Origin of the sequence: Tunturiibacter empetritectus (assembly GCF_014201375.1) — a bacterium.
GTDB lineage: Bacteria > Acidobacteriota > Terriglobia > Terriglobales > Acidobacteriaceae > Edaphobacter > Edaphobacter lichenicola_D.
Window position 1 is genome coordinate 283016 of record NZ_JACHDZ010000001.1, and the last position, 13548, is coordinate 296563.

Here is a 13548-nt window from a genome sequence, read left to right on the forward strand (position 1 = left end):
GGTCGCCCCACGCGCAGTGGGCCCGTCCGGCAGGACGCAGGACACGATCACGCACCCAAAGCTGCATCCGCAATAGCAAGATGCTTATCCAGAACCGAGATCCCAAAATCGATCTGCTCCGTCGTAACAATCAGCGGAGGAGCGATCACAAAATGAGAAACCCACGCCTGAATCGTTACACCATCTGCAAGTATCTTCGCGGCAATCTGATCCACCAGCAACGGCTTTCCCGAAACCTTGTCTGAATAAGTATTGAAAGGCTCTTTAGTGGTTTGATCCTTCACCAGGTCAACCGCCCAGAAGAGTCCTTTCCCGCGAACGTCCCCAATACTCGGATGTTTCGCCTTCAACTCCTTGAGCTTGTCTCCCACATAAGGAGCAAGCTCACGCGCCCGTTCAACAAGCCCAAGACGCTGCATCTCACGAATGGTCGCGACCGCAGGAGCAAGCGTCAGCGGATGCGCCTCATAGGTATGACCATGAGCGAAGTAATGATCCTGAAAAAAGTCAGCGATCTTCTCCGTCGTTGCGCAAAGTCCCAGCGGCACATAAGCCGAAGTAATCCCCTTCGCCGTAACCAGAATGTCCGGAACGACTCCCCAGTGATTCATAGCGAACCACTCGCCCGTACGCCCCCACCCCGTCATCACCTCATCCGCAATCAGCAAAACACCATACTCATCGCAGATCCGGCGAAGCTTCGGCATGTACTCCTCTGGAGGAACGATCACGCCATTCGTCCCAACGATAGGCTCCACCAGTACTGCAGCCACATCCGACTCATTGCGGATCATATGTTCGATATAGTCCGCGCAGGCAATTCCGCATCCCGGATACGTGTGCTTGATCGGGCATTTGTAACAGTGAACCTCAGGCGCGAAGAGAATGCCCGGCCCCTTGCCGCCCGGCTCCATCGCCCACCGCCGAGGATCGCCGGTAGCCGCGATAGAGCCGGCCGTAGAGCCATGATAAGAGCGATAGCGCGCAATGATCTTCGTCTTTCCTGTGTACATGCGCGCAATCTTGAACGCCGCCTCGTTGGCCTCCGTCCCGGAGGTAGTAAAGAAAAATTTGCTGATGCCCTTGGGCAAAACTTCGAGCAGAAGCTGAGACAGCTCCGCACGAGTCGTGGTCGCATAGCCAGGCATCGCATAGCTCAACTCCTGGGCCTGCCGCGCAATCGCATCAACCACAGCCTGATTCTTGTGCCCGAGATTTGAGCACATCAACTGCGACGAAAAATCCAGATACCGCTTACCCGCACCGTCGACGATGGTGCAGCCCTCGGCGTCGACGATGTGCATCGGGTTCCAGCCCTTTTGAAATCGCCACGTGCCGTAGTTGTGCTGCCGCGTTATATCCACCACCTGCTGGCTCGTAAGTGGCGCTGACTTATTGGAGCTCTTAGGCTCAACCACATCGATCGGACTCATGAGTGCCATCCTATTCCTGAGACGTTATCTGTGTCACGGCGCCGTGGAAGCCACCGTTCGACATCCCAGCATAAGCAGATAGTAGCTTGCCGCCGCGACAAAAAACCCTACGAACCACGCGTAGTCATACAGAAACCGCAAAGAGGGAACAGCAAGCCCAATCAACGCGACGGTCACCCCGGCGCCCAGTGCAACAATTGCTCTCGGATTGATCCCGCGCGTGTACTCATACGGGCCTCCGCGGCGATACAGCGACACCGTATCCAGCCGCGTCCCGCGAATCAGAAAATAATCCGCGACCATAATGCCGGCAACCGGTCCCAGCAATCCCGAATACCCAATGAGCCAGCCAAATATATAGTTGCCAAAGCTGCTCATCAGCTTCCACGGCATCATCGCGAGACCCAGAAAACCAGTGATCAACCCGCCGGTGCGAAAGCTGATCAACCTCGGAGCCAGGTTTGAAAAGTCGTTCGACGGCGAAACAACATTCGCGCCGATGTTCACATTCAACGTCGCAATCAAAAGAGCAACCAGCGCCAGCAAAGCCGCAAACGGTTGATGAAATCGCCCCAGCAAAGTGATGGGCGACCACACCGGCTCTCCAAAGATAGTGACCGAGGCCGATGTGCACGCGATCCCGATAAACGAGTAAAGCACCATCGCAACTGGCAGACCGAACGCCTGTCCCACAATCTGCGAATCCTGCGACTTCGCATAACGTGTAAAGTCCGGGATATTCAGCGACAGCGTCGCCCAGTATCCAACCATTGCCGTCAGCGACGGAAAAAAGAAACGAAGAAAACTTCCCGTGGTATGAAAACGGCTAGGTGCCGAAAGCATCGGGCCGAAGCCGCCAGCCTTATGCAGCATCCAGAAGAGAAGTGTCAGCGACATCACCAGCATGAAAGGCGCAGAGAAGCACTGCAGAAATCGAATTGACTCGACGCCCCGCCACACGACATACATATTCAGCAGCCAGAACCCAAGAAAACTCACCCACAGCACCAAAGGCATCTGTGCAGTCTGTGGCCAAAGGACTCCGATCATCGCTGCGATTGCCTGCCCTCCAAGCCACGACTGAATCCCAAACCATCCGCAGGCCACAATCGCTCGCAGCATCGCCGGGAGATTAGCTCCGCGTGTCCCAAAGCTCGCCCGAACAAACACAGGGAAGGGAATCCCATACTTCGCGCCCGCGTGGGCATTCAGAAGCATCGGCACCAGCACGATCAGGTTTCCCAGAAGGATCGTCAGAATCGCCTGCTTCCAGTTCATGCCGCCCGCGATCAGCGACGACGCAAGCATATACGTCGTCACCTCCATCGACATCGAGAACCACAGCGCAATGTAGTTATAAGTTCCCCACGTACGTTGCGCCGTAGTAGTCGGTGCAAGATCGGCGTTATAGAGACGCGAGTCATGCTCTGCCGCGAGATCGGCGGCAGACTGATCAACAACTCCCGTCGAAATCGACCTTACTGCCACGCTCCTCCTCTAGCCTCACGCCGCAGGTACTGGCCACGGCCAACCGCCGCCACATAGCGTCCCCCATCCGCAACCAGCTCCCCACGCGAATAAACCTGCCGCGCGTTTCCCTTCACCTTCCATCCTTCAAACATCGAAAAATCGCAGCGCATATTGTGAGTTGCCGCGGAGATAACGTGTTCAGCCTCAGGATCCCACAGCACAATATCCGCATCCGATCCAGCAGCAATTGTTCCCTTCTTCGGATACATCCCGAAGATGCGCGCCGGCGCGGTTGAAGTAATCTCGACGAAACGCTGCAGCGAAATCTTCCCCGCATTCACGCCGAAGTGATAAAGCAGTTGCATGCGATTCTCCACGCCCGGCCCACCATTGGGAATCTTGCTGAAGTCGTCTTTGCCCAGCTGCTTCTGATCCGCAAAGCAGAACGGGCAGTGATCAGTCGAAACCACCTGCAGATTATCCGTCGCCAGGCCATCCCAAAGCTTCGGTTGATTCTTCCTCTCCCGCAGCGGAGGAGTAAAAACATACTTCGCCTCTTCAAAACTCTTCCCCGGCATCTGGTCTTCGATCGACAACAGCAGATACTGCGGACAAGTCTCCGCAAACGCCGGAACTCCGCGATCACGCGCCTCGCGAACCTGGTTCAGCGCATCCTCGCTCGAGAGATGAACGATATACACCGGCACTCCCGCCATCTCGGCCAGCGCAATCGAGCGGTTCACCGCCTCCGCCTCCGCCTTCGTAGGCCGCGTCAGTGCGTGATACACTGGAGCAGTCTTCCCCTCCGCCAGCGCCTGCTGCACGATCACATCGATCGCGCTTCCATTCTCGGCATGCATACACACCAGCGCACCATTCTTCGCCGTCTGCTGCAGCGCCTTGAAGATCGTCCCGTCGTCCACCATCAGCACATTCGGGTAAGCCATAAAGAGCTTGAAGCTGGCAACACCCTCCCGCACCATGTCATCCATATCGTGCAGCCCCTGCTTGCCATTATCGGAGCCAAGATCGGTCACAATCATATGCAGCCCGTAGTCGATACAGGCCTTGCCGTCGGCCTTCCCCATCCAGATATCCAGCGCGTCCCGCATCCGCGTCCCCTTCGCCTGAATCGCAAAGTCGACGATAGTTGTCGTCCCGCCAATCGCCGCCGCACGCGTGCCAGTCAGAAAATCATCCGCAGAGACCGTTCCCCCAAACGGCATATCCATATGCGTATGCGCGTCGATGCCGCCCGGCAAAACAAAGAGTCCAGCAGCGTCTACCACCGTATGCCGCGCAGGCTCGATGCCAGCCCGCACCTTCAACACCGTGCTGCCATCAATTAACACATCTGCTTTTTCGGAGCGGTCGGCCGTGACAACAATGCCGTTCTGAATCAGAGTTCCCATACATTGCTCCAGACTTTTTCAACGCTGTAGTTCACGACACGAGAGGAAGCTCCACTCCAAAAAAGCACATCGCATCAGGTATTAGTACTCATCACTTCACCGGTCCCCGACGTGATCAGGCCCTTGGCAACCCGCTCCTCCCAGCTCTCGAATGGAAGATCCTTGTCGATGCGCTCCATTGTTATGCAGTTCTCAACCGGGCAAACCAGCGAGCAAAGATTGCAGCCCACGCAATGGTGTTCGTCGACCCGCGGAATGCGCTCAAGCGGCGTAATCGCATTCGTCCTGCCCGAAGTTCCCGCGTCAAGCTTCGGAATAGGCGTAGTCGAAATTCGCCGCGCCGATTCAGCCTCAACCATCCCCGGTGTCAGCGTCGTATCCGGCGCAGGCGAGGTGCGATCAAGATGGATGCACTGATGCGCACCATCCCAGCACGCCGTATAGCAAAGCTGGCATCCAATACATAGATCCGCGTGAATACGAGCAACGATCTGGTAGTTGAGATTCAGCTGCTTCCACTCGCGAACATTCGGAAGCGACAACCCGCGAAAGTCTTCGATCGTAGCGAAGCCCTTCTCGGCCATCCAGTTCAACAGCCCGTCCTGCATATCTTCGACGATCCTGTAGCCATAGTGCATCGCAGCCGTACACACCTGCACCGTGCTGCAGCCCAGCAAAATAAACTCAGCCGCATCGCGCCAGTTTCCAATCCCGCCAATCCCTGACAGCGGAAGCATACTCGTGGCATCTGCCTGTATCTGTTGAACCATATTGAGCGCAATCGGCTTCACCGCCGGCCCACAGTAACCGCCATGCGAACTCTTACCATCTACATTCGGACTAGGCTGAAACGTATCCAGATCAATCCCCGTAATCGAGTTGATCGTATTGATAGCCGAGAGCGCATCCGCGCCTCCGCGCTTTGCAGCTCGCGCAGGCACACGGATATCCGAGATGTTCGGTGTCAGCTTAACAATCACAGGCGTGCGAGCCTTCTCCTTCACCCATCCCGTAATCTTTTCGCAGTACTCCGGCACCTGCCCCACTGCAGACCCCATCCCGCGCTCGCTCATTCCATGCGGACAACCAAAGTTCAGCTCCAGCCCATCAGCCCCCGCATCCTCCGCGCGCTGCACAATGTCATGCCAGCTCTCGCGCTTGCTCTCAACCATCAGCGAAGCGATCACCACATGCTTCGGATACCGCCGCTTCACCTCCGCGATCTCCTGCAGGTTCACCTCGATCGGGCGATCCGAAATGAGCTCAATATTGTTGAAGCCCATCATCCGCCGCCCCTCCCAATCGATCGACGAGTAGCGCGAGCTGACATTCGTAATCGGCTCGCCGATCGTCTTCCACACCGCTCCTCCCCAGCCCGCATCGAAGGCCCGCATAATCTGTTCGCCGCAGTTGGTCGGCGGCGCAGACGCCAGCCAGAACGGATTCATGCACTCGATGCCGCAAAAGGTACTCGTAAGCGTCGGTCTATCCTTTGCCATGTTGCACCCCCAGCCATCCAGCGATTCCGATCCCAGCGCGCTTCCCATCCGCCACCGCGTCCACGACCTCGCGCCCGCCGTTCGTACAATCTCCCCCCGCAAAAAACTTAGGCTGAGACGTCTGTCCGGTCGCCCGATCAATCACAATCCGGCCACGCTCCAGTTGAATCTTCCCGAACGTACTCGAAGGCCCGGAACTCGGAGATCCAGAAAGAAAATCCGCATGCGTAGACTGTCCAATCGATAAAACAATCAGGTCAGCCTCGAGAACAAACGCCGAATCCTTCTCTGGCACAATCGAACCATCCTCGGTCGCCGCAACTCTCGTCAGTTCGAGCCCCTTCACAATTCCATCCCCGCGAATCCCCGTCGGCTGAACGTGCCAGAGGAACTTCACCCCCTCGTGCTTCGCGTGCTCATATTCGAACGCAAACGCCGACATCTGCTCCTGCCCTCGCCGATAAAGAATATGAACCTCACTCGCACCAAGCCGCACCGAAGCGATAGCCGCATCGATAGCAGTATTTCCCGCACCCACCACCACCACGCGCTTCGGCACCGTCGTCAGCGCGCCGGACTTATACCCGGCGATGAGATCCAGAGCATTCGTCACTCCCGCAAGTTCCTCTCCGGCAACTCCAAGCTGATGAATCGCACCCAGCCCAATCCCGAGAAAAACCGCATCGTGCGTCCCTTCCAGCTCCGCAAGCCCCGCAGCGTCGACCTTCGTCTCGAAGTGAAACTCCACGCCCAGCTGCGAAAGCATCTCAATCTCCCGCAGGCTCTCCACCAGCGGAAGTTTATACTCGGCGATCCCATACGTATTCAAACCACCAGGCAACGGACGCGCATCATAAAGATCAGCACGAATGCCACGCCGTCGCAACTCAGCCGCACAGGCAAGCGAAGCAGGCCCCGCACCGATCAGCGCAACCGACAATCCCGTCTCCGGCCCAGGCGCAAACGGCAGCGGAGCCCCGCTCTCATAGAGAGCATCCATCGCGAAGCGCTGAAGCCGCGCAATCTGAATCGGCTGTTTGTTGTACCGGTGCATCACGCAGGCGCCTTCGCAGAGCACCTCTACCGGACACGCACGAGAGCAGCTAGCCCCCAGAATATTCGCATCCAGAATCGTTCGCGCCGACCCAGAGAGATTCCCACTGGCGATCTTCTTAATAAAGCTCGGCACATCAATGTGTGTCGGGCAAGCGATCGTACACGGCGCATCAAAACAATAGAGACAGCGATTAGCCTCAGGCACAGCAGCCTGTCTGTCGAAGGGCGGATGCAGATCGCCAAAACGCTTTACCACCTCTGGAGTGGCTACAACCTGCTCAGGAAAGGGAACGCGCTCGCTCATCAGAGTCCGATCCCCTTATCGAAACGCTCATCCAATGGAAGCAGTTGCATCATGCAAGACAACTCTCCTTGCGTCGCATATCTTTTCTCAGGAGTGACTATTATGCACCATCACAACTAACTCCTTTCCAGTCAGGACCGAAGTCCACCCTGAAATCACAACTCACGGCCGCTACCCTCCCCGCTCGCTCAGCCACTCCATCGTCTTCCTCGCAAGCCGGTCAAAGGCCTGCACCGCCAGCGTCAAATCTTCGACCCTCGTATCTTCCGCCTTGTTGTGGCTCAACCCGGCAAGAGACTGCGTAAACATCATCACTGTCGGAATCCCCGCGCGCGAAACCTCCGCAGCATCATGCAACGGACCCGAGGGTAGCCGATGGGACACATCCGCCGTCTTGCGGACCGCCTCCTCGCAAAACGAAATAAGCTGCGCATCAAACGGTATCGGCTCAATACTCCAGATCCTCGACCAATCCACCGTGCATCCCTCTTCCTTCGCAAAGCGTTCACTCGCAGCGCGAGCCTCGGCGAACATCGAGCCAAGTACCCCCGCGTCGAGATCGCGCATATCCAGCGTCGCCTCGCAGCGTCCCACCACCGCCGTCACAATCCCCGGAAAAGTCTTCACGCTTCCCATCGTCGCAACCGCGTCCGGATGTCTTCGCGCGATCGGGCGAATCTCAAGCGCCAGCTTCGCCGCAGCCGCCAGCGCATCGCGCCTCGCACCCATCGGAGTAGACCCCGAATGAGCCTCCTGTCCATGGAACGTAATCGCATGCCGCTCCACGCCTTTGGTCCCAAGCACAACTCCTAGCGGCAGCCCCATCCCTTCGAGCACCGGCCCCTGCTCGATATGCAACTCCAGATAAGCAGCCGCACCGTCTCGTTCTTTCGCCGCGTCGCCAATCTGTTCCACGTTGACCCCGCAACTCCGAAGCGCTTCCTCCAGCCGAACTCCATCGCGATCCGTACGCCCCCGATCAGCCTCAATCGTATGGGTCCCGGCAAACGCCGACGAGCCGAAGAGACTCCGTCCAAAACGCGCGCCCTCTTCATCCGCCCAGTCAACCAGCCGAATCGTGATCGGTGGTTCGCCGCCGAAATCCTCCGCCAGGCCCCGCAACACCTCAAATCCAGCCAGGACTCCCAGACACCCATCCAGCCAACCGCCGTTCGGAACCGAGTCGAGATGACTCCCGAGAATAAGAGCGCGATCTGAATCTCCACGCAGAGTCGTCCACGAATTTCCCGCAGCATCATAATGATGCTCGAACGGCAGCCCCTTCAGCTTGTTCTGAAACCACGCCCGCGCCTCCAGCCAGACTGGAGTCCACGCCACCCGCTGGGCACCATCGGCATCCGCCGTCAGGGCACGAAGTTCTTTCAGATCGGAGATCACTCGCAACGGATCAACGGGCACGCATCGTCTCCTGAAAAAAGAAGTCCCGAAAAAAGAAGTCCTAAAAAAATAAGGTTATACCCAAAACCGCAGCTGCAACTTTCTCCAAAAAAACACGGACGTCAGTCTGGCAGGGAACTACTAACATAACTCCAGACCCTGTATCAGCCCGCTCGTCCATCACCAAGCTCAGCAAAGTTTTTTCCTGTGCTAATTTGTAAGAGAAACATCCTGGGTGCCCGCGAGGGCATAAAAGGGAAGCCGGTGTAAGTCCGGCATGATCCCGCCACTGTAATCAGGAAAAGACTCTTCACTCGCCACTCAGTCCATCGGGGAAGGCGAAGCGTCAGGAGCCGCGCAACAGCAGCTTCGCCTGTAAATCAGGAGACCTACCCAAGAGAAGTCGTGATTCAACCCCGCGTGGAAACGGGGGCGATCGCTCACTCATACTGAGCTTAGCCTGATTGACACGCCATCTTTTGAGGCGTAAATGCTGCTATCGCAGTCAAACTCTCCTCCTATCAAAAAGCTTCTGTCTCTCCTGGCATTCGCATCCCTCGTTTTCATTACATCGTTCCTGCAAGCCGCAACCGGCGGCAGCATCTCCGGCGCGATCACCGACCAGAGCGGTGCCATCGTCATCGGTGCAACGCTCAAGCTGGTCAACACCGCCCAGCAGACAACCTACAACGCAGTCTCCGACAAGCAGGGCTTCTACACCTTCCCAAATCTTCCCGTTGGCCACTACACCCTCGACATCGCCGCCACAGGCTTCAACACGCAACGAAAAGCCGTCCTCACCGTAGACGCCGACTCCCCCCTCCGCGTTAACGCCTCTCTCGAGATCGGCACACGCTCCGACGTCGTCACCGTCACCAGCGAGGCCGCCGTTCAAGTCGACACCGCCACAACCAACCTCGGCGAAGTCGTCTCCAGCGAACAGATGACCGCCATCCCCCTCAACGGCCGCAGCTACACCGACCTGCTCGCCATCCAGCCCGGCGTCGCCCCCGTCTCCACCCTCCTGCCCAGCTCCGTCATCATGGCCGGAGTCACCGGCGGCATCTATCCCTCAGGTGACCAAAACCCCGGCAATCTCTCCATCAATGGCAAGCGCGAGTCCTCCAACGGCTTCATGGTCAATGGAATCGACGTCCAGGAGCACATGAACGGAGGCACCTCCGTCATTCCCAACCTCGACTCCATCGAAGAGTTCCGCGTCCTCACCGCCAACTTCGACCCCGAGTACGGCAACTACAACGGAGGCATCATCGCCGTAGTCAGCAAATCCGGAGCCAACCACCTTCACGGCAAAGCCTTCGAGTTCTTCCGCAACACCAACCTCGACGCCAGGGGCTACTTCGATCAAACCCGTGCCGCCTACAACCAGAACCAATTCGGCGGCGCCCTCGGCGGCCCCATCCAGCGCGACAAGCTCTTCTTCTTCGCCGACTATCAGGGAACCCGCACCACCCAAGGCGTCTCCACCGGCAACATCTCCGTCCCCGCACTCGCCCAACGCTCAGGCACCTTCGACGACCTCACCGGCTCCGTCAGCGGCCCCTATCTCGCCTCACTTCTCAGCCAACAGCTTGGCCGCACCGTCACCGCCGGCGAACCCTACACTAGCGTCTTCCCCAATGGAAACATCCCCCAAAGCGCCTGGTCCGCTCCCGCGAAAAATCGCCTCCCCTACATCCCCTCCCCAAACGTAGGCCAGACCCAGTTCTCCACCTCCGCCTTCTCGCAAACCGTCCGCGACGACAAAGGCTCCGCACGCATCGACGGCAACAGCCGCATCGGCCAGCTCTCCGCCTACTACTTCCTCGACGACTATAACCTCGACAACCCCTACCCCGGCTCCGTCGCCGGCGCAACCATCCCCGGCTTCGACGCCCTCTTCATCGGTAGAGCGCAACTCTTCTCCGTAGGAGACACAAAAGTTATCAGCGCAAACACAGTGAACGAACTCCACATCGGCTACCTCCGCAACGCCAACATCATCGGCCGGCCAAAAGGTGGCCTCGGCGTCAGTCTCGCCTCTCAAGGCTTCTCCGGCCCTGCCAGCGGAGGCATCTTCGTCCAGGCCCCACAGTTCGAAGGTGTCGAAAACATTACCTTCCCCACCTTCGTCCTGGGCGTCCCCATCACCAACGAAACCCAGATCAACAACACCTTCTACCTAAGCGATGGTGTCTCGCGATCAATAGGCGCACACACCCTAAAGCTCGGCGCCCAGTTCCACATCGACCAGGTCAACGAGCATCCCAACGCCACCTTCAACGGTACCTTCAACATCAACGGCACCGAGACCGGAGACCCCTACGCCGACTTCCTCCTCGGCACGCCCAGCAACTTCACCCAATCCTCCGGCCAGCCCTTCTATCTGCGCAACCACTACCTCGGCCTCTACGCCCAAGACAGTTGGCGCGCCAGCCGAGACCTCACCATCAACGCCGGCCTCCGTTGGGACGTCATCGCACCCTGGTCTGAAAAATACAATCAACTCCAGACCTACATCCCCGGAGCACAATCAGCCCTCTATCCCGGTGCCCCTGATGGTTTCGTCGTAGCCGGCGACCCAGGCGTTCCCAACACCATCGCTCCTACCAGCTACAAAAAGTTCGCCCCGCGCATCGGCTTCGCCTACTCTCCAAAATTCACCGATGGCTTTTGGAGCAAGATCTTCGGAGCCAGCGGCCAGTCCAGCATCCGCGCCAGCTACGGTCTCTTCTACACCGCCTTCCCCGGTCTCTCCGCAGGAATCATGTACGCCGTCCCGCCCTTCGGCTTCAACTACCTCAGCCCCGCGCCACCCTTACTCGCAACGCCCTTCATCACCGCTGCCACAGGAGTCAACAACGGCCAGCGTTTTCCCTTCCCGTTTCCGTCGCACTCAGTCTCCCGCACCAACCCCGACACGTCGGTCAACTGGGCCAACTTCACACCCATCGCCGCCGATCCATTCTTCTACTACCGCAACCGCGCCCCCTACACCAGCAACTACATGCTCTCCCTTCAACGTCAGATCACCGGCCACACGCTACTCACCGTCAGCTACGTAGGCAATCAAGGCCACCGCATCCTCACCCTCGTCTCCGCCAACCCCGGCGATCCCGCCCTCTGTCTCAGCCTCCCCGGTTGCGGACCCTTCGGCGAAGACTCCACCTACACCAACAGCGCCGGTCAAACAGTGCAGGGAACTCGCGTAGGCCAGGGCCCCAACTACGGCGAAAACACAGCCGACAAGTCCGCCGCCAGCTCCAACTACAACGCCCTCGAAACTACCCTCCGCTACCAGCATCACGGCTCGCAGTTCCTCCTCAGCTACACCTACGCCAAATCCATCGACCAGGGCTCAAGCCTCGGCGAGCAACTCAACCCCATCGACCCCCGCCAAAGCCGCACCATCTCCGCCTGGGACTTGAAGCACAACTTCGTCGCCAGCTACACCTGGGCCCTTCCCATCGCAGCTCTCCTCCAAAAGAGCAATCGCCTCACAGAAGAGTGGAGCCTCTCCGGCACCACCCGCTTCGCCACCGGCTTCCCCGTCACCCTGTTCGACAACTCCGACAACTCTCTCCTCGGCACACTAGGCAACGGAGCCAACAACTATCTCCTCGACACTCCGCAGTACCTCCCCGGCGCGCTCAAGATCAACAACAACGGCCGCAACGGCCGCCCAGCCTTCAACACCGCTCTCTTCCCGGAAGAAAACCTTGGCCAGCTCGGAAACGCCAAGCGTCGCGTCTTCTACGGTCCGGGCATCAACAACTTCGACATGGCCCTCCAGAAAAACCTTCGCTTCGCAGAGGCAAGTCCCTCGAGTTTCGCCTGGAGTCCTTCAACACCTTCAACCACGCCCAGTTCTACGGCCCCGCCTCCGTCGATGGACAAGTAGAAGACACGCAGAACTTCGGCAAGATCGTCAGCGCCGCAGCCCCGCGTCTCGTCCAGCTAGCCGCCAAGTTCTCGTTCTAGCACAAAGATCTTTCAAGCCACTCCAGCGAGCGCCAGCGTCCAGTCGTGTAGAATCCTCCAGACCACATGATGATTAAGCTCGCTAAAATTCCAAATCTCACCGAGCTTACCTACCGCAGCATCAAGCAAAGCGTGCTGAACGGGACCCTCGGCGAACTATCCCGGCTCACCGAAGAGTCCCTCGCCACGCAGCTCGGTATCAGCAAGTCCCCCGTCCGCGAAGCGCTCAATCGACTGGAAGCCGAAGGCCTCGTCCGCATTGAAGCCCGCCGCGGCGCCTACGTCCGCCAGTTCTCCGCCAAAGAGATCCGCGATCTCTACGAACTCCGCGAACTCCTCGAGGTTCACGCCATCGAGGCAGCCACCATCACCCCGAAGCTGCTCACCGATCTCGCAGCCAGCATCAACCGCACCAAAAAGTTCCTCAAGAGCGGCAACAAGCTCGAGCACATCGAAGAGGACATGCGCTTTCACTCGCTCATCGCCGCCGCCACCGGCAACCAGGAGCTCTGCCGCGTCCTCGAAAACGTCCAGCAGAAAACTCTCCTCTGCCGCTCCAAGTCCTACGAGCTCTCCGCAACCACCGCCCCCGTAGCTCACACCAGGATCTACCAGGCCCTCAAGAAAGACTCCAAGCGCGAAGCCCGCCTCGCCATGCGCGATCATATCGTCTTCGTGCGCGAGCGCCTTCTAGCCACCTTCAAGACCCCAAACTGAGCCTCCCCGCACATCCCTGGAGACCACGTTTCAGCACGCTAGGCCGCAGGCTTCACCTCTCCAAAAGCCTTCCGCGCCCCCTCGATATAAAGGAGTAATCAGTTAAAGGAGTAACCAGCCAGAGTCCCGCAGCCCTCATAAAATCGTCCGACCACTCTCGAAGTGAACTTCACCGCGCCTATCGAAATGCAGCCCGAAAGCGACATTAACTCAAGCATTGGTAAAGAATTCCTCCGTCGCTGGGAGAGCGATCTTCAACTCCTGGAAAAACTGGTATG

The 13548-nt window shown here is 58.3% G+C and carries 7 protein-coding genes, 1 pseudogene and 1 riboswitch; of the genes and pseudogenes, 2 read left to right on the top strand and 6 right to left on the bottom strand.

Going from position 1 to position 13548, the window contains the following annotated elements; all coding sequences use genetic code 11:
- Positions 1–47: 47 nt before the first annotated feature.
- From HDF10_RS01360 to HDF10_RS01385, 6 genes are all read right to left on the bottom strand, one after another.
- Positions 48–1433, bottom strand: coding sequence for an aminotransferase family protein (locus tag HDF10_RS01360; RefSeq protein WP_260177533.1), 1386 nt, complete (start codon positions 1431–1433; stop codon positions 48–50).
- Positions 1434–1466: 33 nt separating this feature from the next.
- Entirely contained in the window at positions 1467–2921 is a 1455-nt protein-coding gene (locus HDF10_RS01365; protein ID WP_311732626.1) for an NCS1 family nucleobase:cation symporter-1, read from the bottom strand.
- The gene (hydA, locus tag HDF10_RS01370) at positions 2912–4315 is read right to left on the bottom strand and encodes a dihydropyrimidinase (RefSeq protein ID WP_183809742.1); all 1404 of its coding nucleotides are present in this window, start codon (positions 4313–4315) and stop codon (positions 2912–2914) included. The genes HDF10_RS01365 and hydA overlap by 10 nt, the downstream gene beginning before the upstream one ends.
- A gap of 74 nt (positions 4316–4389) precedes the next feature.
- Positions 4390–5814 (bottom strand): NAD-dependent dihydropyrimidine dehydrogenase subunit PreA, encoded by a 1425-nt coding sequence (gene preA, locus HDF10_RS01375; RefSeq protein WP_183809744.1) that lies wholly within the window; start codon positions 5812–5814, stop codon positions 4390–4392.
- Positions 5801–7174, bottom strand: coding sequence for an NAD(P)-dependent oxidoreductase (locus HDF10_RS01380; RefSeq protein WP_183809746.1), 1374 nt, complete (start codon positions 7172–7174; stop codon positions 5801–5803). The genes preA and HDF10_RS01380 overlap by 14 nt, the downstream gene beginning before the upstream one ends.
- A 171-nt stretch (positions 7175–7345) precedes the next feature.
- Positions 7346–8593 carry a Zn-dependent hydrolase gene (locus tag HDF10_RS01385; RefSeq protein ID WP_183809748.1) on the bottom strand — a complete coding sequence of 416 codons (1248 nt, stop codon included), beginning with the start codon at positions 8591–8593 and terminating at the stop codon, positions 7346–7348.
- Positions 8594–8788: 195 nt separating this feature from the next.
- Positions 8789–8983, top strand: a riboswitch (cobalamin riboswitch).
- Positions 8984–9062: 79 nt separating this feature from the next.
- Here HDF10_RS01385 and HDF10_RS01390 point away from each other — a divergent pair.
- A pseudogene (locus tag HDF10_RS01390) lies at positions 9063–12553 on the top strand (carboxypeptidase-like regulatory domain-containing protein).
- A 66-nt stretch (positions 12554–12619) separates the two neighbouring features.
- Positions 12620–13270 (top strand): GntR family transcriptional regulator, encoded by a 651-nt coding sequence (locus HDF10_RS01395; RefSeq protein ID WP_260177535.1) that lies wholly within the window; start codon positions 12620–12622, stop codon positions 13268–13270.
- Positions 13271–13548 lie beyond the last annotated feature (278 nt).